This is a genomic window from Streptomyces sp. DH41, from assembly GCF_029813785.1.
Classification (GTDB): Bacteria; Actinomycetota; Actinomycetes; order Streptomycetales; family Streptomycetaceae; genus Streptomyces.
The window spans coordinates 117,867-141,242 of the sequence record NZ_JARVKY010000017.1 but is presented as its reverse complement, the minus strand read 5'-3'; the positions used below and the strand labels follow the sequence as shown (position 1 = coordinate 141,242).

Below are 23,376 nucleotides of genomic sequence, written 5' to 3'. Positions count from 1 at the left end.
TCGCACCGGGTCGTGGCCTCCCCCGCCGGTGGAGAGCCTCTCCCCCGTGCGGGGGAGCCGCGCTGTCGGTGCCGGGTGGCACGATGACGGGATGGTCCGCCTGCTGCGCCCGCTGGTCCGCGGGACGACGTACACACGCCTGCTGCACCTGTGGGTGCCGATGGCGGCCTTCAGCGTGTTCATGTTCGTCGTGCCGCACATGCCCTGGGTGCCCCTGCTCGTGCTGGTCCCGGTCGGCCTGATCGCGGCTGTGCGGACCGGCGAGGGAGTGCAGGCCCGCCTGCTCCTCACCCCCGGACACGACGACTCGGCGTTCTCGGTCACCCCCTCGGTCAGCCGGCGCGACCGGCTGCGCACGGTGGCGTGGCTGGAGCTGCGCATGCTGCTGGGCGTCTTGACCTCGATGGTCTGCGTGTGGCTGCCGCTCATCTCCGTCGAGATGGTCCGGCGCTCGCTGGGCTACCGCGTCGACGACATACCGGTGCTGCGGGACGCCGACCCGCACTGGGTGTGGGCGCTCCTCGCGGTGCTTCCCCTCCTCGCGCTGTACGGCGCCGTGGTCGGCCTGGGCGTCCTGGTGACGGCGGCGGCCCGCGCGTTCCTCGGACCGTCCGCCGCCGAACGGCTCAGCGCCCTGGAAGAACGCACCGAGCAGCTCCTGGAGCGCAACCGCATCGCCCGCGAGCTGCACGACTCCATCGGTCACGCGCTGACCGTCGCCGTCGTGCAGGCGGGGGCCGCGCGCGCGGCGAACAGGCCCGAGTTCACCGACCGGGCCCTGACCGCGATCGAGGAGACCGGCAGGGCGGCCCTGGAGGACCTGGAGCGGGTGCTCGGTGTCCTGCGGGAGACGAGGGGGCCCGCGAGCGGGCGGCCGACGCTCGCGGACGCCGACCGTCTCCTGGAGTCCGCACGCGCCTCGGGGGCGAAGGTCGACGCGGAGGTCACGGGCCCCGTGGAGAGCCTGCCGGGCCCCGTCTCCCGGGAGGGGTACCGCATCCTCCAGGAGTCGCTGACCAACGTGCTGCGGCACGCGGGTGCGGTGCCGGCGCGGGTCCGCGTCGAGGTGAGGGACGGTGCGCTCACCCTGGAGGTGCGCAACGCGCTGCCGGACGGGAGGGTCACGCCCGGGCGCGGCAGCGGGCTGCGCGGTATACGCGAGCGTGCCGCGCTGCTGGGCGGGCGGGCGCACACGGGGCCCGACGACGCCGGTGACTGGCAGGTACGCGTCGAGCTGCCGCCGAGTTGATCTACGCTGGGCGGATGCCGGTCAGAGTGCTCCTCGTCGACGACGAACCCCTCGTACGCGCGGGTCTGCGGGCCGTGCTGGAGGCGCAGCCGGACATCGAGGTGGTCGGGGAGGCGGCCGACGGGGCGGCGGTCATTCCGCTGGTGCGGCAGGTGCGGCCGGACGTGGTCGCCATGGACGTCCGGATGCCGCTGCTGGACGGCATCGAGGCCACGCGCGCGCTGCTGCGGACGATGACCGACCCGCCGAAGATCCTCGTGGTGACGACCTTCGAGAACGACGAGTACGTGTACGAGGCGCTGCGCGCGGGCGCCGACGGTTTCCTGCTGAAGCGGGCCCGGCCGGCCGAGATCGTGCACGCGGTGCGGCTGATCGCCGAGGGCGATTCCCTGCTGTTCCCCGCCTCGGTCCGGCAGCTCGCCGCCGAGTACGGCGACGGCGGCGGCAACCGGGCGGCTCGCGCGCAGTTGGAGCGGGCACAGCTGACCGAGCGGGAGGGCGAGGTGCTGCGGCTGATGGCGCGCGGGATGTCGAACGCGGAGATCGCCGCCCGGCTGGTCGTCGGCACGGAGACGGTGAAGTCCCACGTGAGCGCGGTACTGGCGAAGCTCGGGGCGCGGGACCGCACCCAGGCGGTGATCACGGCGTACGAGTCGGGGTTCGTGGCACCCGGGTGAGGCGCTTGCCCGGCGGGGAAGGGACGGACCGGCCCTCGCCGGGGCGGAGCGGGCCGAGTACGATCCGGCCAACACGCGCACGAGCTGGGAGGACGGACGTTGGGCGGGCTGACCGGCGGGGATCCGTCGCTGCTGCGGAGGATCAACTCCGCGGTGGTGCTGCACGCGTTGCGTGCCACGGACTGTGCGACGCTGACCGAGATCACCCGGGTGACGGGGCTGTCCCGGCCGACCGTCGAGGGTGTCGTCGAGGGGCTCATCGAGGCGGGTCTCGTCATCGAGGCGGCCGCCGACGAGGGCACGGCCCGACGGCAGGGGCGGCCCGCGCGGCGGTTCCGGTTCCGGGCCGAGGCCGGGCACCTGCTCGGTCTGGAGATCGGGCCGCACCGCGTCGCCGCGCTTCTGTCCGGCCTGGACGGCCGGGTGATCGGCGCCCAGGCCAAGGACGTCGACGAGAGCGCCCCGGCCGACGAGCGGCTGGAGCGGCTGCGCACGGCGGTCGCCGAGCTGCTGCGCCGGGCCGGGGTGGCCCGCGGGTCGCTGCGCGCGGTGGGAGCGGCCACGCCGGGGATCGTCGAGGCGGACGGCACGGTCCGGCTGGGTACCGCGCTGCCCGGGTGGACCGGGCTGCGTCTGGGCGAGCGGCTGAGCCGTTCCTTCAAGTGCCCGGTGCTGGTCGAGAACGACGCGAACGCGGCGGCGGTGGCCGAGCACTGGAAGGGGGCCGCCACCGAGTCCGACGACATCGTGTTCGTGCTGGCCGGGCTGAGTCCGGGGGCCGGGGCGCTGATCGGCGGACGGCTGCACCGGGGGTACGGCGGGGCGGCCGGCGAGACCGGCGCGCTGCATCTGCTGGGCCGGGACGTGACACCGGAGACGCTGCTGTCCACCACGGACCAGCCGCTGCACCCGCTGGACGAGCAGGCGGTCGCCAAGGTGTTCGCCGAGGCCCGTGAGGGCGACCTGCGGGCCCGTGCGGCCGTAGAGCGTTACATCCAGCGGCTGGTGCACGACGTGGCCGCGATGGCGCTGGCCCTCGATCCCGAGCTGGTCGTCATCGGTGGCTGGGCGGCGGGGCTGGACGACGTGCTGGAGCCGTTGCGGCGGGAGCTGGCGCGCTACTGCCTGCGCCCGCCGAAGCTGGCCCTGTCCCTACTCGGCGAAGCGGCCGTGGCGACCGGCGCGCTGCGACTGGCCCTCGACCATGTGGAGGAGCAGCTGTTCGCGGTCGAGGGCGCGACGGCTCGCCGCTGACCAGCCGAAGACCGGGCCGGGCCGGTCAGGAGGCGCGGGTCTCGGGGCCGTGGTGGATCTCCACGTCTCCGAAGTCCCCGAACGTGAGGCGGCAGGTGTCCGCGCGGTAGGTGGCGACGGAGAGCGCGGCGGTGCGGCCCTTCGCGAGGTAGCGGGTGGTGACGACGAGGACGGGCGCTCCGGGGAGGCGGTCCAGTTCCTTCGCGTCCTCGGCGCCGGCCGATCCGAGTTCCACGGCGCTCTCCTGCCGCTCCAGTTCTCCGCGCTGCAGTTCGCGGAGCACGGTACGCGCGCGTGCGGCGCCGGAGGGAGCGTCGATGGCGGTGAGGTCGGGCACCGAGGCGGGCGGGACGTACAGCAGCTCCGCGGCGACGGGCTGGCCGTGTGTCACGCGGGAGCGGCGGACGGTGTGCACGGGCTCGTCCCGGCCGGTGCCCAGCGCGTCGGCGACGGCCGCGGACGGAACCGTCAGGGCGCAGTCGGCCGGCTGCCAGGAGTCGTCGGCGGTCCCGGGCCAGGCGTGCTGCCGGGTGCCGACGGCCACACCGACGCGCGGTGGGGCGACGGTCGTGCCCACGCCGCGGCGCCGCTGGAGCCTGCCTTCCAGTTCGAGCTGCTCCAGGGCCTGGCGGAGCGTGGCGCGGGCGACCCCGAACCGGGCGGCGAGGTCCCGCTCGTTGGGCAGGACCTCACCCACCGAGAACTCCGAGTCCAGGGCTTCGCTGAGCACGGTCCTGAGGTGCCAGTACTTCGGTTCCGGCACCGGTTCCAACTGCGTGGTCCCCACCCTGTCCTCCGCAATCGCCGTGGTCCGGCGGCGTTTTGACGCCCTTGTTTATTAAAGGTTGTTGCAGTTCTCTGCGACCCTAAAACGGCCCACACCCTTGGTCAAGACCAATCCAGCGACAGGACGACGAAGCCCCCGTCGCGGGGACGGGGGCTCGGGTGGTGACGGGGAGGCGGGCGGTCAGACGAGGGCGGCCAGAGCCTGCAGTTTGTCGGGGTTGCGGATGATGTACACCGATTCGATGCGGCCATCGACCACGTCCAGCTGGAAGACGGAGTCGGGTTCGTTCCCGGACAGGACCAGCAGGGCCGGCCCTCCGTTGAGTTCCAGGAAGCGGAACGAGGCGTCCGCGATCCCCTTGCGCGCGGCGCCCTGGAGGAAGCGGGCCACCTTGTCGGAGGTCTCCAGGACGCGCAGGGGGGCCTTGGACTTGCCTCCGCTGTCACCGACCAGGCGGACGTCCGGGGCGAGCAGCGCCATGAGTCCTTCGAGGTCGCCGTCGACCGCGGCGGCGAGGAAGCGTTCGGTGAGGTCCCGGCGCTGCGCGGGGTCGACGTCGTAGCGGGGCCGCCGCTCGTCGACGTGCTTGCGGGCCCGGCCGGCGAGCTGGCGCACCGCGGCCTCTTGGCGCTCCAGCATCGCGGCGATCTCGGCGTACGGGTAGCCGAACGCCTCCCTCAGGACGAACACCGCCCGCTCCAGCGGTGACAGCGACTCCAGGACGACGAGGACGGCGAGGGAGACGGAGTCGGCGAGGACGGCCCGTTCCGCCGTGTCCGGGACGGCGTCGCCGAAGTCGGTGACATAGGGCTCGGGCAGCCATGGGCCGACGTACGTCTCGCCCCGCGACTTGATCTGGCGCAGCCGGTCGATGGCGAGGCGGGTGGTGACGCGCACCAGGAAGCCGCGCGGCTCGCGGACGCCGGACCGGTCGGCGCCGGACCAGCGCAGCCAGGCCTCCTGGACCACGTCCTCCGCGTCGGCCAGCCGGCCCAGCATGCGGTAGGCGACTCCCAGGAGGACGGGGCGGTGCTCTTCGAAGACGTCGGTCGCGGTTTCGGTGGTCACCGTTCCATCCCAGCGGACTCGTCCGGCCGTGTCCAGGCGGAATCGCCCCCGGCCGCCGCCACCGCCGGCGAAGGGCCGCCCCCGGGGGCTACCCGTCGGTAGCTCTTACTGACAGGCTGTCTACGCGATGCCGTCATCGTTCACGCGTTCCCGACAACACGTGTTCCCACTACACGCGTTCCCGACAAGGAGCCCCATGTCCGCAACGCTCTCCTTCACGGCCGCCACCGCGTACGGCCCGCAGGACCTCACCCTCGCCTACGCGCGCGCGGGCAGCGGCGAGCCGCTGCTTCTGCTGCACGGCATAGGCCACCACCGGCAGGCCTGGGACCCGGTGGTCGACATCCTCGCGACCGAGCGCGAGGTGATAGCCGTGGATCTGCCCGGCTTCGGGCAGTCGGCCGCGCTGCCGCACGGGCTGCCGCACGACCTGCCGACGACGACCGCCGCACTCGGCGCCTTCTGCGCCGCACTGGGAATCGACCGGCCTCATGTGGCCGGCAACTCACTGGGCGGCCTGCTGGCCCTGGAGCTCGGCCGCGAGAACCTGGTGCGGTCGGTGACGGCCCTGTCCCCGGCCGGGTTCTGGACGCAGGCCGAGCGGCGCTACGCCTTCGGCGTGCTGACGGGGATGCGCCGGACCGCCCGGAGTCTGCCCCTCCCCCTGGTCGAGCGGCTCTCCCGCACGGCGGTCGGCCGCACCGCCCTGACGAGTACGATCTACGCCCGTCCCGGCCGCCGCTCCCCCGAGGCCGTGGTCGCCGAGACGCTCGCGCTCGCGCACGCCGAGGGGTTCGCGCAGACGCTCCGGGCCGGACGGAGCGTGCTGTTCACCGACGACGTCCCGGGCGTCCCCGTCACCGTGGCGTGGGGCAACCGGGACCGGCTGCTCCTGCCCCGGCAGGGCGTACGCGCCAAGCACACCATTCCGCGGGCCCGGCTGGTACGGCTGCCCGGCTGCGGCCACGTGCCGATGAACGACGATCCGGCGCTGGTCGCCCGCGTCCTCCTGGACGGCAGCCGCGCTCAGGAGGCGAGCGCTCTGAGGACCTCCTTCAGCACGGTCGGGTTGTAGGGCATGCTCACGTGCGGCGTGCGGTCGTCCGGGTCGATGTCCTGCAGGACGATGTTGTCGACGTAGCGGCCCTCGGTCCGCTCGAGGGCGCACGAGGTGTACGGGGTGACCACGTCGTCGTAGCGGGTGGCGATGACGGTGTGCCGGACGCCCTCCGTCGTCTCGCCGAGGGCGGCCAGCTCGCCCTGGAAGGGGTGGTCGTGCTGGAGCTGGGGCCAGGCCGGCACGACCTCCCCCAAGGCGCCCTGTTCGAGGAGTTCCACCACTCCGGGGATCTGGCGGGCCAGGTTCATCAGGCCCTGGGCCGTGACTCCGTGGTTGCTGGGCGCGATCCCGACGAAGTTGTGCACCTTGGGCCCTCCGCCGAGGGCGTTCAGGTAGTAGCGCGGCATCATGCCGCCCTGCGAGAAGCCGACGAGGTCGACCTGCCGCTCGCCGGTGCGTCGCAGCACCTCCTCGACGAAGTCGGCGAGCTGGCGGGCGGAGTGCTTGATGTCGCCCAGGCCGAAGATCACCGGGTTGCCGTGCTGGCCGTAGTCGAGCCGGAAGACCCGGTGGCCGTGCTGCCGCAGCAGGGGCGCGGCCGAGGTCCAGGTGTAGCCGCGGTTGCCGAAGGTACCGTGCACGAGCACCACGGGGCGGGGATGTTCCTCGGTCGCCGGGACGTTCCAGTCGTCCTCCCCCGGCTGTACGTCGACGGTGGCGATGACCTGGGCGCCGGCGGCCCGCGCGAGTCCGGCGAGACGGTGCGGGGCCTCGCTGAGGTCCGTGGCCACGTCGTCCGAATTGAGTCCGGGGATGCGGGGGTTCAGGAAACTCACGACGATCTCCCTGTCGTTGGGAATACCGTTGGGTTCGCTCTGACTCCTCAGTCTCGCGTCCATCGAATTCCGCAACGATCCCTCGACAGGGGGAAAGAATTCCTCCCATCGAGCAAATAGGGTTCATTCATTCGAATGGTTCATACGGCCAGTCGCGTGGCGGCACCACGCAGCAGACGCACGTACCTGCCGCACCTGACGGGGTGGGCCACCCGCCCGGTCAGAGCCTGTTCGGCGCAGTCCAGGCTGCGCCCGAACGCCGCGTCGTGCAGCGGTCGGACGACCAGTAGCCAGCCCAGCCAGCGCAGCCCCCGCGGACGGACCACGAGGGTGTTGCGCAGCATGGTCCGCCCCTCGTCGAGGCGTTCGACGCTGAACTCGTGGAAGCCCTCGAACCCCCGCGGACCGGTGAACCGGAAGCGCACCCACCGGCCGGGCGCATAGTGGCTCACCACGTACCGCACCGGTCCGTGGCCACCTGGGACGCCGACGGCCAGAGGTCCCTCGAAGCGCACGGGCGGCCAGTCGGGCGGCCAGAGGCGGTCGTTCTCACCGCCCAGCGAGTCGATCAGGGCGCCGACTTCCTCGGCCGGGGCGGGCAGGGAGCGTTCATGGACATTGAGCACGGCGATCACGGAATACAGAATGCCCGTTCCCGGACGCCGGGACTTCCGCGAAACGCGGCCGGCCTCAAAAGCGCGCCCCGGAGCGCGTTTCCCGGTCCGCGCGCCGCCGTTCGCGCGCCAACGCGCGGTCGGACAACGGTCGTTGCGCCTTGGGGGTGGGGCGGGGGCCGAGCGTAAGGACAGGTGAGACGGAAACAGCCGACGTACGGCTGGACATCGAGGGGGAGTTGGTCATGGCCGCAAAGCCCGGACTGCCCGACCCGGGTGACGAGGAGGCGAGTTGGCCCGCCGCGCCACCGGAGGCGTTGCCCGCTTCGTGGCAGCCCCTGCTCGGCCGGCCCCGCCTGGCGGAGCTGCTCGGGCATCCCCTCGCGGGTGCCGCACTGACACAGCTGTGCCGGCTGCCGCCGCACGTCGCCGTGCACTCCCTGCGTACGTTCCTGCTGGCGGACGCCTGTGCTCGGATCCGGGGCACCACCTACGACCGGGTCGGGCTGCTGGCCGCCGCCGCGTTCCACGACGCCGGGCTGGTGGGTCGCACGCGGCTTAGACGGGGTGGGTTTCCGGGCCGTTCCGCCGAGTTGCTCGACTCCTTCCTGGCCGGGCACGCGGTGGGCGCCGAACGGCGCAGGGCCCTGACCCGCGCGGTGCGCGAGCACATGCGGCCGTTCCCCGCGCGTGATGCCGGGCCCGAGGCGCGGCTGCTGCACTTCGGTGCGTGGCTCGACGTCACCGGGCGCGGCGAGCGCCTCGTACCGGGAGACCGGCGCCGGCTGTCCGACCTGGCGCCCACTCCCTGGTTCGCCGTCTCCTTCTCCGCCCGGGTGGCGGCCTGCGGGCTGCGCCGGGTACTGCCGGGTTCCCCGGTCGCCCACCGGTGACCGGGGAGGCCGGGCAACTCGCTCTTCCCGTCGCGAAAGGAACCGCAGACATGCAAGAGGACCAGCGTGTTTTCGATGTCGCCATCGTCGGTGGCGGCATCGGCGGGACGATGCTGGGGGCCGTACTCGCACGCAACGGTGTGCGCGTGCTGCTGCTGGAGGGCAGCGGACACCCCCGCTTCGCCATCGGAGAGTCCACCGTTCCCGAGACCACCTTCGGCCTGCGCGTACTGGCCCGCCGCTACGGCGTCCCGGAGATCGAGCACCTGGCGACCAACGGAACGCTGCGCCGTCACGTGTCGTCCAACTGCGGAGTCAAGCGGAACTTCAGCTTCGTCTACCACCGCGAGGGCGAGCCGACCCGGGCCGACGAGTGCACCCAGTACCCCACCTGGGGACCGCCGCTCGGCCCGGACTCGCACTACTTCCGGCAGGACGTGGACGCGTACATGTTCCACGTGGCCGTGTCCTACGGCGTCACCGCCTACACCCACACCCTCGTGGACGACGTGAAGTTCGAGGAGGACGGCGCCACCCTGGTCACCCGGGAACGGGGCACCTTCCGGGCGTCCTACGTGGTGGACGCCGGCGGGATGCGGGCCGTGCTGCCCGAACGGCTCGGGCTGCGGCAGGAGCCGCCGTACCGCACCCGGTCACGCACGATCTTCACGCACATGGTCGACGTGCGTCCCTTCGACACCGTGGCGCCGCCGCGCGAGCAGCACGGAATGCCCAGCCCGTTCAGCCAGGGAACGCTCCACCACATGTTCCGGGGCGGCTGGTTCTGGGTGATCCCGTTCGACAACCAGTCGACGAGCACCAGTGAGCTGTGCAGCGTCGGCGTCAACCTCGATCTGGACCGGCACCCCCGTCCGGACGACGTCTCGGCGGAGGAGGAGTTCTGGCGCCATGTGCGCCGGTTCCCCAGTGTGGCTCGGCAGTTCGAGCAGGCGCGGGCGGTGCGGCCGTACGTGTCGACCGACCGGACCCAGTTCGCCTCGCAGAAGGTCGTCGGAGACCGGTGGTGCCTGCTGCCGCACGCCAGCGACTTCATCGACCCGCTCTTCTCCAGCGGCCTCGCGGTCACCGTGATGGCACTCAACGCGCTGGGCCACCGGCTCATCGAAGCCGTGCGCCAGGACGACTTCGACACCGCCCGGTTCGCGTACCTGGACCACTGGACCAAGCGCATGTTCCGCTTCTACGACGACCTGGTCTCCTGCAGCTACATCTCGTTCGACGACTTCGACCTGTGGAACGCCTGGAACCGGGTGTGGACCATCACCACTCTGTACGGGACCAACGCCCAGAACCAGGCCGCCGTGACGTTCGAGAAGACGCACGACCCGGCCTGCTTCGACGCACTCGAACTGCCGCCCTACCGAGGCCTCCAAGGGGTCGACAACCCGTGGGTGGAGCGGTTGTTCGACCAGTCGCGGGACGCCGTACTCGCGTACCACGCGGGAGAGTTGACGAAGGACCGGACGATCGCGCGCATCTACGCACTGCTACGCGAGAGCGAGCTCTGCCCCGCGGTGTGGGGCACCCTCGATCCCGAAGACCGCTGCCCCTCCGGCGTGTTCACCCTGTGGCCGCTGATGAAGATCCTGCTGTGGGGCAAATTCCGCTCACCGCGGCACGTGCGCGGGTCCTACTTCACCGGCGGCGCGCGGATGGTGGGCAGGGAGGCCGTCCAGGCGTACACCACCGAGTTGCGCGCCGGCGGCTCCCAAGTGCACCAGACCGTACGGGACATGTGGTTCAACTGGAACCGCGACTGGACCCGGCGTCCGGCTCCGCGGAAATGACCGCGAAGAATCATTCCTGCCGACCGCTGGAGGTACGCATTCCGGTTTGCCCCCCGAGGGCCTCGGGTAGGAAAACCACATGGCCGACAAATAGAAAGTCGACTGCGGTTCTCCCTGCCCAATCCGAGAGACAACGGGCTGCAATCCACAATGGTGCGACATTCCACCTGCCAATCGCCCGCTGAATGCTCCTGGGAAGACATCTTCCAGCATCAGGACCGCCTCATGCGGTTGGTTCGGCGAAGACTGCCCAGTTTTCAGGACGCCGAGGACTGCGTTCAGGAAACGATGGCCCGCGCAGCCGCCCATGCCGCGTTGGACAGGAATCGGCTCGGTTCCTTCCTGACGTCCGTGGCGCTTCGCCTCTGCATCGACTTCTACCGTGACATGGATCGTCGCAGCAGACTTCTGCAGCGCGCGGCGCCCATGGACGCCTCCGGCACGACCGAGGAGGACGTCTGCGACGAAGACTTCGGCAGATGGCTGCTGGGCCAGGTAAAACACCTGCGCGGACGCGAACAGGAGGTCATACTCGCCCGCGCCAAGGGGATTTCGACTGCGGAATTCGCCCGCATACACAACATTTCCGTCAAGGCGGCCGAGGCCGCCTTCACCAGGGGCCGCGCCCGACTCAAGAACGCGTGCGCCAAATCCCTGGAAGGCTGCGCCCGATAACGGGCACAAGCCATTTCCCTCGCATCACAGGAAACGGAAAGGGACCCCGCTCATGTCCAACAACAAAAACCTCCAGGACATCCTCAAGGACCTGGTCGGCAATATGGCCGACAGCGGGAAGGAAGCCTTCGACGACATCCTCGACCGGCCGGACAGGCCCGGGCCGTGCGGCTCGGGCACGGGCAACCCCGTCGACGCACTGGCCGGACTGCCCGCGAACGCGCTCGGCGCGCTGGCCGGCGCCGTCAACCCGGCGACCGCGCTCGCGGGCGCGGCCAACCCGCTGGCGGCGCTCGCGGGCAGCCCGGGCAACCCCCTGGCCGCGCTCACGGGCGCCGCGGGAGGGGCCAACCCGCTCGCCGCGCTGGGCGGGGGCGCTGCCGGTAACCCCCTGGCGGCGCTCAGCGGCGCCGGCAACCCCCTGGCGGCGCTGGGCGGCGCCGCCAACCCGCTCGCCGCGGTCGGCGGTGCGGCCGGTGCCCTCGGCGGGCTCGGACAGCTGGCCGGAGGCCTCGGCCAGGCCGCCGGCGGGGTCGGCGATCTCATGTCGCTGCCGACCCAGCTCACCCAGCTGCTCCAGGTGCTGCCCAAACTCGTCGAGGCACTCGAGGGCCTGCAGAACCTGACCGGTCTGCCCACCCAGGGCGGACAGTCCACGTCCTAGAGCCGGCCGGCCCCGGCGCCCCGTCCCGCCCGGCCGATCCGGTCGAGCGCGCCGACCGCCGTTCGAGTACCCGGCAGCGATCTGAGGAGGATCACACACGATGGCGTCTGTCGTCGGCGATCGACTGCGTCTCGTGGTCAAGGTGCTGGGCAGCCTCGTGGCCGACGAGGTGGGACAGGCGACCCGGCTGCGGAGACGTACGAGAGGGGACACGCGGTCCCCGGCGGAGGAGACCGAGGCCTCCGCCGGGTCCGCCCCCGGCACCTCCACCGGGTCGGAGCAGCGCCGGGCCAAGGCCGTACGGCAGGCGCTGGAGAGCCTCGGGCCCTTCTACGTGAAGCTCGGTCAGATTCTCTCCACCCGTCCCGACATGGTTCCGCAGTCGATCCGGGACGAGCTGCAGAACCTGCACGACCAGGTGGACATCCAGCCGTTCTCCGTGTTCGAGCCGGTGCTGGCGCGGGACCTCGGACCGGACTGGAAGCTGCGCTTCGACGACGTCGAGACCGCCGCCCCGCTCGGGGCGGCGTCCCTCGCGCAGGTCTACCGGGTGACCCTGCCCGGTGGACGCCCGGCCGTGGTGAAGATCCAACGGCCCGGCATCCGCGACGGCGTGCTCGCGGACATGGCCCTGATGCGACGGGCATCGAAGATCGTGGCCCGCGTCGCGCCCCGGTTCAACGAGGTCATCGACATCGAGGCGATGCTCGGCTCGGTCTTCGACGCGATGGAGCCGGAGCTCGACTTCAACGGCGAGGCCCACAACATGGACGAGGCCCGTGAGCACATCCGGCACTTCCGCTCGCTGGAGGTGCCCCGGGTGCTGCACGCCAGTCCCCGGGTCCTGGTCCAGTCGCTCGCCGGCGGGCAGTCGGTGCGGCACATCGACCGCAGCCACTTCACGGACGACGAGCGCGTCGAGATCGGCAAGGATCTGCTGCGTTTCATGTACCACGGGTACTTCGTCCACCGCTTCTTCCACGCGGACCCGCACGCGGGCAACGTCTTCGCGGTGCCCGGCGGGCCCGCGACGCTGATCGACTGGGGCATGGTCGGCCGTCTGGACCGCCGTACCAGCATGCAACTGCTCCCGCTGTTCATGACGCTGGCGCAGAACGACGGTGCCGGACTGGCACAGCACTGGGCGGGGATGGGCCGGATGACGCCGTGGGCCAACATGCCGGCGTTCGCCGCCGACATGGCCGCCTTCGTGCCGAAGGTCTCCCATCTGTCCCTGGAGGACATGAACTTCGGCGTCTCGCTCACCACGGTGCTGGCCAAGGCGACCAAGCGGGGCATCGGTTCGCCGCCGGCCGTCTCGCTGCTGGGCAAGTCGTTCGCGAACCTCGACGGCTCGGTACGCTGCCTGGCTCCCGAGATCACGCTGCCGGAGGTGTTCCAGGGCGAGGTGCCGAAGATCCTCTTCTCGCTGGGCCGCGAGTTCCTGGGCCGCAACCAGTTCGCCCGCAACTCCATGGAGCTGCTGCTGACCGCCGTCACCAGTCCGGAACAGGTCCGCGGGGTGCTGTCCGACATCGCCAACCGACAGTTCGCCCTGAACATCCACGAGCCGCGGACCCCCGCCGCGATGGGCGGCCAGCGGTCCGTCCGTCCCTCCGGCGGGCTGCTGGCGCTGGGTGCGCTGGCGATCCTGCTCAGTCGTCGCCGCTCCCCCTGACCGGACCCCGCGGCCGACATCACCGACATCACCGACATCACCGACATCACCGACATCACCGACACGGAGGTTTCCCATGCCGGACACCACACGGCCCAAGACCCCGCCCGCGTCGGGCGTCCCGCTGCCGGACGGACTCTCCCGGGTCGCCCTCTGGACGGCGTCCGCGCACGCCGCGGAGTACGGGCGGTCCGCGCCGTACGTCCGGGATCCGTGGGCCGCCGACTTCCTGCACGCGGCCGGCTTCACCGGGGGTCCCCCGGGCGACGGTCCGCTCCAGCGGCTGTTGCCCGACTGGGCCGTGGTGCGCACCCGCTTCTACGACGAGCACCTGATGGCCGCGGTCCGTTCGGGGTGCCGGCAGGTCGTGCTGCTCGGGGCCGGTCTCGACACCCGCGCCTTCCGGCTGGACTGGCCGACCGGTGTGCACGTCTTCGAGGTCGAGGATCCGGCGCTGCTGGCCTTCAAGGAGCACGTGCTGGACTGGGCCACGCCGTCCTGCGGGCGCCGCAGCACCGTCGGTGCCGACCTGGCCGGATCCTGGGGCGGGGACCTGCTCGCCGCCGGGCTGGATCCGCGCCGGCCGACCGTGTGGCTGTGCGAGACGCACCTCTACCACCTCCAGCCCCACACGGTGGAGTCCATCGTCCGCACCATGACGGAGCTCTCCGCACCCGGCAGCGCCTTCGGTGCCGAGTGCGTGAACGCCGGGGCCGCGTCCTCGTCGTTCGTGGCGCCGTTCCTGGAGGCGCTGTCGGCCACCGGGATCTCCTGGGACTGGCAGCTCGCCGAGCCGGAGGGCTGGTGGGCGGGGCACGGCTGGGACGCGCGGGTGGCCGATCTCTTCACGCTGCCGTACGTGGTGCAGCGCCTGGCGCCCTACTTGCCGCTGCTCTCCGAGGCCGCGGCGAAGTGCGTGTTCCTGACGACCGGGACACTGGGCGCCTCCGGCGACTCCGGCGACTCCGGCTGAGGAACCGGAGGGCACGGCAGGCGCCCCGGGCTCGTCGCGACGCCCGAGGACCCTGCCGTGCCCCGTACCCGTTACGGCCGTTCCAGTTCCAGCAGTGCCGCGAGCCACAGGTCCGGGAGTTCACCGGCCGTCGACAGGGCCTCGTCGTGGATCACGGCGAAGCAGGCGGTGTCGTGCTGGCTCGTCAGCGTGGTCAGGCAGCGGATACCGGCGCCGAGCCCGGAGTAGACGACGGCCCGGCGGGCGGCGTTGCCCTGGTGGACGAGTGCGCTGCCGAAGTTCACGCTGCTCACCGGCCCGGCGACGGACCGGCCGTTGACCATCCGGGTGCCGACCCGGGCGCCGACCGCCCGTGGCCCGGCCGTCAGCATCAGGCGCAGGGCCTCACGCTGACGGCTGGTGCGCAGGGCCCCGGTACGGGCCACCACGCGGCGCAGCGCGTGCCACGGGGACGGTGCGTCGCAGGGCAGCAGGACGCGTGCCACGACGAGCCGGTTGCCCGGGGAGCACTCCTCGCCGGGTCCCCGCACCGACATCGGGAGTGCCACTGGCAGCGGCGGATGGGCACAACCGGTGCTCTTACGGTGCCAGGTGCCCACCGCGTGCGCGTAGGCGGCGAGGAAGACGTCGTTCACGGAGGCTCCGTGGGCCCGGGCGACGGCCCGCAGCCGCGCCACCGGGACGACCGCCTGACACATGTCCGTCCGCCCGCGGACCGGTACGTCGAAGGCCGGTTTGGCGGTCCGGCGGAAGGAGGCCGCCACGTCACCGACGGCACCGGCGAGGCCGCCGGGGGCCGGCAGGCCGCGGTGGTGCGCCGGTGGTCCGCCCGCGGGGTCGTCGTCGAGCAGGGCCCGCGCGGTGTGCGCGGCTCCCACGCCGTCCTGGAAGGTGTGGTCGGTGCGGTAGCACAGGCTGTGGCCGCCGGTGGGGCCGTGCACCAGCCACAGGTCCCAGGGCGGCCTGCCGTCCCCGCCCATGGGACGGGACAGCATCAGCCTCCCGGCGCCCGAGCCGTCGTCGTCCCCGGGCAGCCAGGCCTCGTGCACGTGCCGCTCCACGTCGATCCGTTCGACGCGGGAGAAGGTCCGGCTCCTTCGATCGATGCGGTAGCGCAACGCCGGGATGCGGTGGGCACGTTCGGCGACCCGGGCGCGTACCGCGTCCAGGGTGGGGGCGCGGCCCGAGAAGCCGAAGAGGAAACCGGCCGGCAGCGGTCTGCCCTCCATGGCCAGGTGGTAGGCGATGTCGGCGGTGCCCATGGGCAGGGACGCCGGCAGACCGCCGTCGCTGCCGGGGCGGGGGTGGCGCATCCGGGACCTCTCCGTCGGTTGTCTCTCGGTGGTCTGCTCGTCATGTCGATCTGTCCGGTGGTTGTCCGGTGGTAACCGTTGGTTGTCCGTTGGTTCGTCTCTCGGTCGCGAGCACATGGCTACCGCTCCGCCGGGGTGTCAGCAGGCGCGGCGCGCGGCGCCCGCGAGCGCGTCCACGTACGCGCGCAGCAGGGGCCGGGCGGGGCCGTGAACCGGCAGGCGCGGGGCCCGGGAGCGGTGCCACGGGAGGGGTTCTCCGGGTTCGGGCTCGTCCAGCAGGGCCGCGGCCACGTGCGCGCCGTGCGCCACGGACAGGGCGAGGCCGTGTCCGCCGCAGCCGCCGATGTACCAGACGTCGGGGAACCCCTGGACCGGCCCGACCACCGGCAGGTCGTCACCGGTGATACCGATACGGCCGGACCAGCGGTGGGTGACCCGTGTCCCGGCGAGGCCGGGGTGCAGGCATCGCAGCCATCTCTCCAGCCGGCTCCAGGCGCGCTCCCGCAGGGCCCGCAGCCGGGGAGCGTCGAGCCCCGCCGGGACCGTGGCGGTGCCGCCTCCCGCCACCAGCCCTCCGTCCGGGAGCAGCCGGAAGTACGGCGCCAGGGGAACGGCGTCGACGACGGTGCGTCCGGCGTCCCCGCCCAGCACCTCGTACACCTGGGCGCTCAGCGGCTCGGTGGCGACGGCGTACACCTCCAGCGGGAGGACCGTGCCGACCGGCAGGTCCAGTGTCCGCGCGGCGGAGTTGACGGCGAGCACCGCCTGACCGGCGTAGAGCCGGCCGTGCGGGAGGACCAGCTCGGGGCCGACCAGGTCGCCGGGGCGCAGCGCCAGCAGCGGGCTGCCGCCGTAGAAGCGCACGCCCTTGTCCGCGCAGGCACGGGCGAGGGCGCAGGTCAGGGCGGCCGGGTCCAGGGTGGCGGCGGGGCGGTGCAGGAGGGCGGCCTTGTACGGCACGCCCACGCGGTCGCGGATGCCGGCCGCGGTGAGGACGGGGACGTCCAGGCCGATCTCGCGGCAGGCGCGGGCCTGGCGGGCGAGTGCCACCAGGCCCGCGGACGAGCGTGTGGCCATGAGCTGCTCGCCGGTTCGCAGCCCGCACGGCACGTCGAGCCGGCCGCACAGGTCGAGGACGTCGCGGACCGCCCGCTCGCTGGCCCGGTGCATCCGGCGCGCCGTCCGCGGGCCGAAGCGGCGCACCGCGCGGTCGACGGCGGGGCCGGCCCGGGGGCCGAGCAGACCGGTGCCCCGGCCACTCGCCCCGGCGGCCGGCTGCTCGGCGTCCACCACGACGATGTCCAGGCCGGGCGCGCGGAGCGCCAGGTGGTAGGCGCAGGACAGTCCGGCCAGGCCGGCCCCGACGACGGCCACGTCCGCGGTGACCACGCCGTACAGCTGGGGCTGCGGCGGCAGTTCCGCCGGCTGCCAGTACGGCGTTCCGGCCGGCGGCGTGGTCATCCGGCGGCGTCCGGCACCGGATCGGTCAGCGCACCGAACCGGCGGTCGTGCCACAGCAGCGGGCGTCCGCCGCCCACGTGCACGGCGGCGACCCGGCCGACGACGAGGTGGTGGTCGCCGTAGCGGCGTACGTCCTCGGTGAGGCACACCGACCAGGCGAGCGCGCCGGCCAGCACCGGGACGCCCAGCACCTGCCGGATGTCGGTCCCGGCGAACCGCTCGGCCGCCGTCGTGACGGGGGACGCGAACCGGCCCGCGAGCTCCTGCTGTTCCTCGCGCAGCAGGTGCACGGCGAAGACCCGGCGGGCGCGGACGGCGGCGAGGGTGCGGGAACCGTCGCGCAGACAGGCCAGGAGCATCGGCGGGCGGGCGGAGAGCGAGGTGACGGCGGAGACCGTCATGCCGAGCGGGCCGTCCTCACCACGGGCGGTCACGACGGTCACCCCGGCGGCCAGTTTGGCGTACAGGCCGAGGCAGCGGGCGGCGCCCGGCCCCGGTTCCTCGTGCAGCGCTTCCCCGTGCGGTGCTTCCCCGTGCGGTGGATCCGTCGCGGTGGGCGGGGTCCCGGTGGTCGCCGTCCGGTCAGCCACGAGCCGCAGCCGCGCGTTCATCGATCACCTCCGCGTCCGCCAGGCCCCGCAGCACGCGGGCGATGTTGGTCCGCACGGTCGACTCGGCGACCGGGTCGAGGATCTCGGCCAGGGAGGGGATGCCGAGGTCGAAGGCGGCGGTGAACACGACGAGCGTGCCGCCGCCTCGGGGCTCGCAGCGCCAGCTTCCCTCGAAGGTCTGGAAGTCGCCGCTGAGCTGCTCGAAGGCGAGGGAGTGCGTCTCGGGCGAGTAGGTGTCGCGTTCCCGCCACCGCATCAGGCCGCCCCGGAACTCGACGGTCCAGTCCGAGACCGTCGAGCCGTCGGGCAGCTCGGGTTCGACGTGCACCTCGCGGAAGGTGTCGCTGTACTCGGGGTAGCGGCGGAAGTCGCTGATGCGTCGGTAGACGTCGGCGGGTGCCAGTTTGTCGGCGAAGGCGTGCAGGACCACATGGCGCATGGGTCGTTCGGTTCCTTCCGGAAGCTGGTGTCAGCCGGCCATGCGGCCGGCCGCGCTGTGCAGGGCCTCGGCGAGGGTGGTGAGGAAGAGGTCGAGCGCGGAGTCCTCGACCACGGCCGGCGGGGTCAGCCGCAGCACCCGGGTGGAGTTGAGGGAGTGGTTGACGAGCACACCGCGGGCGATCAGCTCCAGCAGGAGTTCGCCCACCGCCTGGTCCTCGGCGAACTCGATGCCGATCAGCAGCCCCCGGCCGCGCACCTCACGCACCAGCCCGCCCTCGTACGGCGCGCACACGGCCCGTACGGCGGTCAGGACGCGCAGGCCGAGCGCGGCGGCCCGGGCCACGGTGTTCTCCTCCTCCATCGCCCGTACGGTGGCGAGGGCGGCGGCGCAGGCGATCGGGGAGGCGCCGAAGGTGGAGGTGTGCAGGTAGGGGTCGCGGCTGAAGGGTGCGTAGGCCTCCGCGGTGGCGGCCATCGCGGCGATCGGTACGACGCCTCCGCTGAGCCCCTTTCCGGCGAGCAGTACGTCCGGGCGCACGTCCTCGGCGTCGACGCCCCACCAGGTGCCCAGCCGCCCCATGCCGGTCTGGATCTCGTCGACGACCAGCAGGGCGCCGTACGCCCGGCACAGCGCCCGCACCTGGCTGAGGTAGCCGGGGCGGGGGATGCGTACGCCGCCCTCGCCCTGCACGGGTTCGACGATGACGCAGGCCCGGTCGCGGCGGGCGGCCAGCGCCTGTTCGAGGCCGGCCGGGTCGTCGTAGGCGACCTGGGTGACGTCGGGGAGCAACGGCTGGAAGGGCGTCTGGTAGGTGGCGTTGGCGGTGACGCTCAGGGCGCCGAGGGTCTTGCCGTGGAAGCCCCCGCGCGTGGTGATCAACGAGGTGCGTCCGTGCGCGCGGGCCAGTTTCAGGGCGGCCTCGGTGGCCTCGGCGCCGGAGTTGACGAAGTGGACGTAGTCGAGGCCGGGCGGGGTGTGGGCGGCGAGTGCCTGGGCGGCCTGGGCGGCGACGGGTTCGAGGAAGACCCGGCTGGCCAGCGGGTGGGTGTCGATCTGGCGGTGCACCGCCTCGACGACGGCCGGGTGGCGGTGGCCCAGGATGAAGACGCCGTAGCCGCCGAAGTCCAGGAAGCGGCGGCCGTCGTCGGCGTGGATCCAGACGCCCTCGGAGCGGACCTCGGCCATGCCGCCCATGACCCGGCCCATGACGGCGCGGCCGGAGCCGATGTGCTTGAGGTAGAGGTCGACGACGTCGATCCGGTCGGACGGCCCGGCGGCCCTGGTGGGCGGCCCAGCCATTGAGGCAGATGGGCCAGCGACCCCGGCGGACGGCCCGGCCGTCCCGGCGGGCGCCCCGGCGGCCCCTGCGGACGATCCGGTCGTCCCGGCGGGCGGACCAGCCGTTCCGGCCGGTGATCCGGACGCCTCGGTGGACGGGGGCGACACCGTCATGACGCCGCCTCCCTCAAAGCGGTCGCGGCGGCCCGGTGCCTGCTGAGCAGGCCGGCCCTGTCCTCGGCCCAGCTCTCCGCGTTGCGCACGAGGGCGGCGCGGATGTCGGTGCGGGTCAGGCGGGTGCCGCAGTCGGGTTCGCCGAGGGAGGTGTCGAACGGCAGCTCCCGCTGGAACACCAGCAGCAGTTCCGCGTAGTGCTCCAGTCGCCGGCGGACCGACGCGGGCAGCGCGGTGCCCTCCAGCATGGGCAGCAGCAGCCGGTGCACGGCCTCGACCGGGATGAGCCGGGGCCGCTCGGGCCTGGGCAGGCCGTGGCGTACGGCGACGTCCGCGCAGACGTCGGCGAACTCCCGCAGTTCGATGGCCTCCTTCCCCGCCGTCAGCCAGTACTCGCCGCCGGCCACGCCGCCCCGGACCAGGTCGCCGATGGCCCGCGCGACGTAGTCCTGGGGCACCATGTCGATCCGGGCCTCGGGGGCTCCCGGCAGCACGGGCACCTGCCCGAGGACCATCGAGCCGATCGTCTTGGTCAGACCCTGCTGGCCGGCGATCCGCCCGGTGCCGGAGTCGCCCATGACGACCGAGGGCCGCACGATGGCGCCGGGCACACCCGCGTCGCGTGCCAGCTGCTCGGCCCGGGTCTTGGAGTCGAGGTAGGCGGCGGCGCCGGGAAAGCGCCGGCGGTCCTCCTCGGTGGGGGTGTTGGCCACGAACGCGGTGCTCACCAGATAGAGCGGGGCGTCGGCCCGGGCGGCCAGGTCGAGCATCGTGTCAGCACCGCGCAGGTTGGTGCGTGTGATGTCGTCCGGCGGGGTGCGCCAGTTGGTCTCGGCGGCGGAGTGCAGTACGACGTCCACCTGGAGGGCCAGTTCGTGCCAGGCCAGGGGGCTCAGACCGAGCCGGGGTGCGACGAGGTCGCCCCGCAGCTCGCGTACCCGCGGATCGCGCAGCGGTGTGTTGCGGCGCAGGCACAGCAGGTCGAAGTCGGGTGACAGCTCGTCGATCAGGGCCCGTCCGAGCACTCCGGAACCACCGGTGAGCAGCAGGGTGGGGCGGTCGCGCGGTCCCGTACGGCAGGTGGGCAGGACGGCGAGACGCTGGTTGTCTGACGGCATGGGTGTGTTCTCCCAACGGGTCTCGGCCACCGGTGAACGGCGGACTGAGGTCAGGCGATGACGAGTGGCCGGTCGGCCAGGTAGGCGGAGAGCGGGCCGGTCATCCGGGGGCGCGACGGCGGGTGCAGGGACAGTCCGTTGGCGCAGGCGGCGAGGTGGCCCACCTCGTCGGAGGCCATGAAGTTGAGCCCGCCGAGCAGTTCGACCGCGCGCGGGACGACACGGGCGACGGCGTCCTGGACGCCGTAGCGCGCGTACAGGGCCTGCGCGAGCGCCGACTCGTCCAGGTCACCGGCGTCGATGCGCCGGGCGACGCTCTCGGCGGTGGCCATGGCGGCCTCGGTCTCGACGAAGAGACGGACCCGCTCGTGCTCGGGGATACGGTCGTTCAGCAGTACCCGCTCCACCAGCGCGCTCGCGGCGCCGAGATAGCTGCCCGTCATCAGCGTCTGGAACCAGATCAGACCCGCCGTCTGGAGCTCGTCGAGCCGTTCGCCGGAGGTCGTCGCGGTGCGCAGGAGGAGCTCCGGCGGGACGAGGACGTCGGTGAGGGTGACCTGTTCGCTCTCGGCACCGGCGAGGAAGGCGCTGGACCAGAAGCCGCTGACGCTCAGGCCCTCGCTCTCGGCGGGCACGAGGGCGACGGCGAGTTCGTCCCCCTGCCCGTCCTCGCGCGGGATCATGACGCTGGCGGTGAGCACGTCCATGGAGCGGGCCAGGCTGCACGGCCGCTTGACGCCGTTGATCCGGATGCCGTCCTCCGTCACCACGGCGGTCATCGACGGGTCCAGGATGCCGGCGCCGCTGCGGCCCTCGGCGAAACCGGAGGCGATGACCCGGTTGGTCGAGGCCACGCCTTCGACCAGCATCCACTCCAGGCCGTCGCCGAGGTCGCCGAGTCCGACCAGGGTGGCCATGGAGAAGTGGTGCATGGTGGTGGCCACGGCCAGGGAGGGAGAACGGCTGCCGATGGCCCGCTGCACGCGCAGCGCGTCCAGCGCGGTCGCGCCCCGGCCCTGGTGGGACTCCGGAACCAGGAGTCCCGGACCGCCGCTGTCCCGGAAGTGCCGGATGCCGGGGCTGCCCGGCCGCTCCAGCTCCATCAGCGGGGTCTCGCGCAGGGCGGGGTCCAGGTCGGGCAACAGCTTGGCGAGGGTGGCGCGTTCACGCTCGAGGAATCTCATGGGCGTGGTCCTCCGGGATGGGATGGGTGTGACACGTGCGCGGCATTCGCACGGCGCGGGTACGGCACTCGCACGGCGCCCGCACGGCCGCGCGTACGGTGGCTCATACGGCGTTGGTGGCGCGCAGCAGCTGCCAGACGGCACCGGGGCGGGGCCTGCCGCGGAACGCGATGTACTCCGGGAGGACCGCGTGCGGGGCCCATTTCTGCTTGTACTCGAGCTGGGAGGCCGCGGGGTAGATCGCCTCGCCGCGCTCGGCCAGCAGCCGGGCGAACCGGGAGAACAGGCGGCTGGCGCCCGGCGGTTCGTGCTCCGGGCCGAGCCCGGTGAACGGGGTGAACCCGAAGTGCAGCCAGCCGGCTCCGTCGGCGGTCAGCCGTTCCATGACGGTGGCGTTGAGTGCCTCCATCACGCCGGGCGGCGCGTCGGGTCGGCGCCGGCTGAGGTCGTGCAGCCATCCGGGGCGGCTGCCGTAGACCGGCGAGTAGTTGATGTAGCCGACCACTTCGCCGTCGATCCGGCCGGCGAACAGACGGCGGTGCTTCTGGAGGCTCCCGTGCCGCTGGCCGACGAGGAAGCGCAGCTCCTTGACGTGCCGGCCCTTCTCCCGCAGCCAGCACTGGTCGATCCGATCCAGTTCGGCCCGGTCGTCCCCGTCCACCACCTCGGCGACCTCCAGACCGGCACGCCGGGCGCGCGAGATCTTGTTCCGCAGCCGGACGAAACGTGAGCCGCGCAGTGTGAAACGGCTCAGGTCGACGGCGTACGACGACCCGAGCTGGTTGACCGTGAACCCGTGCGCCGCGTACAACTCGGCGTCTGCTCGCTGCAGTTGTACGGCGACCAGGCGGCGTCCGGCGTGCGCGGCGAAGGCGTCCAGCAGCCGGGCGCGGTGTTCGGGTGCCGCGAACGGGCCGCCGAATTGCAGCACGTACCGGCCCGATGTGCGATAGGCGCAGGCGCCTTCGAACCGGTCGTCGTGGAAGTACGTGTTTCCGCTGTTGAGGGCGAGAAAGGAACTGGGGTTGTCGCTGTGCGCGGCGAGCGTGTCAAGCACGGACGGCATCGGTGCCCTCCACGGTCCGCGCCGCGGCGCTTTCACCGGAATCCGCCACCGAGTGATAACGCTGCTCGAACACCCGGAAGGCCGGGTCGGTTTCCGGTTCGAAGGCGACGCCGAAGGGTTTGAGGGAGTTCCCGAAGAGCGCCCGGTCGCCCATGAGGTGGACCGGGAGGGCGAGCAGCGCCCATTCGGGCCGGACGAACAGGGCCCACGCCCCGGCCAGGACACCTGCCGTGACCAGGCTGTGCATCACGTTGTAGGCCACGTAGTAACCACGCGGAACACGTCGGTCCGGGCCGCGCCGGAAAGCGATCGCCCCGGGAATGTAGCCGATGACGTCGATCACCACGAACAGCAGCACGAACACGCCCCAGCGGATTTCCGCGTGGTGCTGGAAGACGAGCACGAGCGATACGGTGAGAAAGCCCAGCCATTCGAGTCGGGAGAGAGCGAAGGTGGCCTTCGTCTCGAAACGGTTCTTGGCGTCCACGGGCGC

General features: G+C 72.5%; 23 protein-coding genes. 10 read left to right on the top strand and 13 right to left on the bottom strand.

From position 1 onward, the window contains the following. Nucleotides 1–91: 91 nt before the first annotated feature. The 3 genes from QC283_RS25855 to QC283_RS25845 all read left to right on the top strand — a co-directional run bounded on the left by QC283_RS25855 (nt 92) and on the right by QC283_RS25845 (nt 3,180). On the top strand, nt 92–1,249 hold the full coding sequence (locus QC283_RS25855; RefSeq protein WP_279564072.1) for a sensor histidine kinase: 1,158 nt from the start codon (nt 92–94) through the stop codon (nt 1,247–1,249). A 14-nt stretch (nt 1,250–1,263) separates the two neighbouring features. Continuing rightward, entirely contained in the window at nt 1,264–1,926 is a 663-nt protein-coding gene (locus QC283_RS25850) for a response regulator transcription factor (protein WP_279564071.1), read from the top strand. Nucleotides 1,927–2,025: 99 nt separating this feature from the next. Then, nucleotides 2,026–3,180, top strand: coding sequence for an ROK family transcriptional regulator (locus QC283_RS25845; protein ID WP_279564070.1), 1,155 nt, complete (start codon nt 2,026–2,028; stop codon nt 3,178–3,180). Nucleotides 3,181–3,205: 25 nt separating this feature from the next. Here the strand turns inward: QC283_RS25845 and QC283_RS25840 are convergent, their stop codons facing one another. Further along, a complete protein-coding gene (locus tag QC283_RS25840; protein WP_279564069.1) occupies nt 3,206–3,967 on the bottom strand; it encodes a GntR family transcriptional regulator in 762 nt (253 codons plus the stop codon). A 180-nt stretch (nt 3,968–4,147) separates the two neighbouring features. Beyond that, a complete protein-coding gene (locus tag QC283_RS25835) occupies nt 4,148–5,035 on the bottom strand; it encodes an RNA polymerase sigma-70 factor (RefSeq protein ID WP_279564068.1) in 888 nt (295 codons plus the stop codon). Nucleotides 5,036–5,231: 196 nt separating this feature from the next. Between QC283_RS25835 and QC283_RS25830 the strand changes: the two genes are divergently transcribed. After that, on the top strand, nt 5,232–6,110 hold the full coding sequence (locus QC283_RS25830; protein ID WP_279564067.1) for an alpha/beta fold hydrolase: 879 nt from the start codon (nt 5,232–5,234) through the stop codon (nt 6,108–6,110). Here the strand turns inward: QC283_RS25830 and QC283_RS25825 are convergent. Further along, entirely contained in the window at nt 6,062–6,931 is an 870-nt protein-coding gene (locus tag QC283_RS25825) for an esterase/lipase family protein (RefSeq protein ID WP_279564066.1), read from the bottom strand. The genes QC283_RS25830 and QC283_RS25825 overlap by 49 nt on opposite strands. 140 nt (nt 6,932–7,071) lie before the next feature. Further along, nucleotides 7,072–7,563: an SRPBCC family protein gene (locus tag QC283_RS25820; RefSeq protein ID WP_279564136.1), complete on the bottom strand. Its 492-nt coding sequence runs from the start codon at nt 7,561–7,563 to the stop codon at nt 7,072–7,074. A 227-nt stretch (nt 7,564–7,790) separates the two neighbouring features. Here QC283_RS25820 and QC283_RS25815 point away from each other — a divergent pair, with 227 nt between their 5' ends. The 6 genes from QC283_RS25815 to QC283_RS25790 all read left to right on the top strand — a co-directional run bounded on the left by QC283_RS25815 (nt 7,791) and on the right by QC283_RS25790 (nt 14,236). After that, entirely contained in the window at nt 7,791–8,438 is a 648-nt protein-coding gene (locus QC283_RS25815; protein WP_279564065.1) for a hypothetical protein, read from the top strand. Between the two features lie 50 nt (nt 8,439–8,488). Continuing rightward, the gene (locus tag QC283_RS25810) at nt 8,489–10,246 is read left to right on the top strand and encodes an NAD(P)/FAD-dependent oxidoreductase (RefSeq protein WP_279564064.1); all 1,758 of its coding nucleotides are present in this window, start codon (nt 8,489–8,491) and stop codon (nt 10,244–10,246) included. Between the two features lie 150 nt (nt 10,247–10,396). Then, complete coding sequence (locus QC283_RS25805; protein WP_279564063.1) at nt 10,397–10,921, top strand: RNA polymerase sigma factor; 525 nt, start codon at nt 10,397–10,399, stop codon at nt 10,919–10,921. Nucleotides 10,922–10,973: 52 nt separating this feature from the next. Further along, a complete protein-coding gene (locus QC283_RS25800; RefSeq protein ID WP_279564062.1) occupies nt 10,974–11,585 on the top strand; it encodes a hypothetical protein in 612 nt (203 codons plus the stop codon). A 100-nt stretch (nt 11,586–11,685) separates the two neighbouring features. After that, nucleotides 11,686–13,263: an ABC1 kinase family protein gene (locus QC283_RS25795; RefSeq protein WP_279564061.1), complete on the top strand. Its 1,578-nt coding sequence runs from the start codon at nt 11,686–11,688 to the stop codon at nt 13,261–13,263. Between the two features lie 76 nt (nt 13,264–13,339). Further along, nucleotides 13,340–14,236, top strand: coding sequence for an SAM-dependent methyltransferase (locus tag QC283_RS25790; RefSeq protein WP_279564060.1), 897 nt, complete (start codon nt 13,340–13,342; stop codon nt 14,234–14,236). Nucleotides 14,237–14,307: 71 nt separating this feature from the next. Here the strand turns inward: QC283_RS25790 and QC283_RS25785 are convergent, their stop codons facing one another. The 9 genes from QC283_RS25785 to QC283_RS25745 all read right to left on the bottom strand — a co-directional run bounded on the left by QC283_RS25785 (nt 14,308) and on the right by QC283_RS25745 (nt 23,370). Continuing rightward, nucleotides 14,308–15,549 carry a wax ester/triacylglycerol synthase domain-containing protein gene (locus tag QC283_RS25785; RefSeq protein WP_279564059.1) on the bottom strand — a complete coding sequence of 414 codons (1,242 nt, stop codon included), beginning with the start codon at nt 15,547–15,549 and terminating at the stop codon, nt 14,308–14,310. A 138-nt stretch (nt 15,550–15,687) separates the two neighbouring features. After that, the gene (locus tag QC283_RS25780; RefSeq protein WP_279564058.1) at nt 15,688–17,010 is read right to left on the bottom strand and encodes an NAD(P)/FAD-dependent oxidoreductase; all 1,323 of its coding nucleotides are present in this window, start codon (nt 17,008–17,010) and stop codon (nt 15,688–15,690) included. Continuing rightward, the gene (locus QC283_RS25775) at nt 17,007–17,621 is read right to left on the bottom strand and encodes a flavin reductase family protein (protein ID WP_279564057.1); all 615 of its coding nucleotides are present in this window, start codon (nt 17,619–17,621) and stop codon (nt 17,007–17,009) included. The genes QC283_RS25780 and QC283_RS25775 overlap by 4 nt, the downstream gene beginning before the upstream one ends. Continuing rightward, nucleotides 17,593–18,060, bottom strand: coding sequence for an aromatase/cyclase (locus tag QC283_RS25770; protein WP_279564056.1), 468 nt, complete (start codon nt 18,058–18,060; stop codon nt 17,593–17,595). Before QC283_RS25770 ends, QC283_RS25775 begins: the two co-directional genes overlap by 29 nt. A 30-nt stretch (nt 18,061–18,090) precedes the next feature. Further along, on the bottom strand, nt 18,091–19,362 hold the full coding sequence (locus tag QC283_RS25765) for an aspartate aminotransferase family protein (RefSeq protein ID WP_279564055.1): 1,272 nt from the start codon (nt 19,360–19,362) through the stop codon (nt 18,091–18,093). A gap of 149 nt (nt 19,363–19,511) precedes the next feature. Next, the gene (locus QC283_RS25760; RefSeq protein WP_279564054.1) at nt 19,512–20,633 is read right to left on the bottom strand and encodes an SDR family oxidoreductase; all 1,122 of its coding nucleotides are present in this window, start codon (nt 20,631–20,633) and stop codon (nt 19,512–19,514) included. Nucleotides 20,634–20,683: 50 nt separating this feature from the next. Then, on the bottom strand, nt 20,684–21,817 hold the full coding sequence (locus QC283_RS25755; protein ID WP_279564053.1) for an acyl-CoA/acyl-ACP dehydrogenase: 1,134 nt from the start codon (nt 21,815–21,817) through the stop codon (nt 20,684–20,686). Nucleotides 21,818–21,920: 103 nt separating this feature from the next. Then, nucleotides 21,921–22,883 carry a bifunctional lysylphosphatidylglycerol flippase/synthetase MprF gene (locus QC283_RS25750; RefSeq protein WP_279564052.1) on the bottom strand — a complete coding sequence of 321 codons (963 nt, stop codon included), beginning with the start codon at nt 22,881–22,883 and terminating at the stop codon, nt 21,921–21,923. After that, nucleotides 22,867–23,370 (bottom strand): hypothetical protein, encoded by a 504-nt coding sequence (locus QC283_RS25745; RefSeq protein WP_279564051.1) that lies wholly within the window; start codon nt 23,368–23,370, stop codon nt 22,867–22,869. The genes QC283_RS25750 and QC283_RS25745 overlap by 17 nt, the downstream gene beginning before the upstream one ends. Between the last annotated feature and the right edge of the window lie 6 nt (nt 23,371–23,376).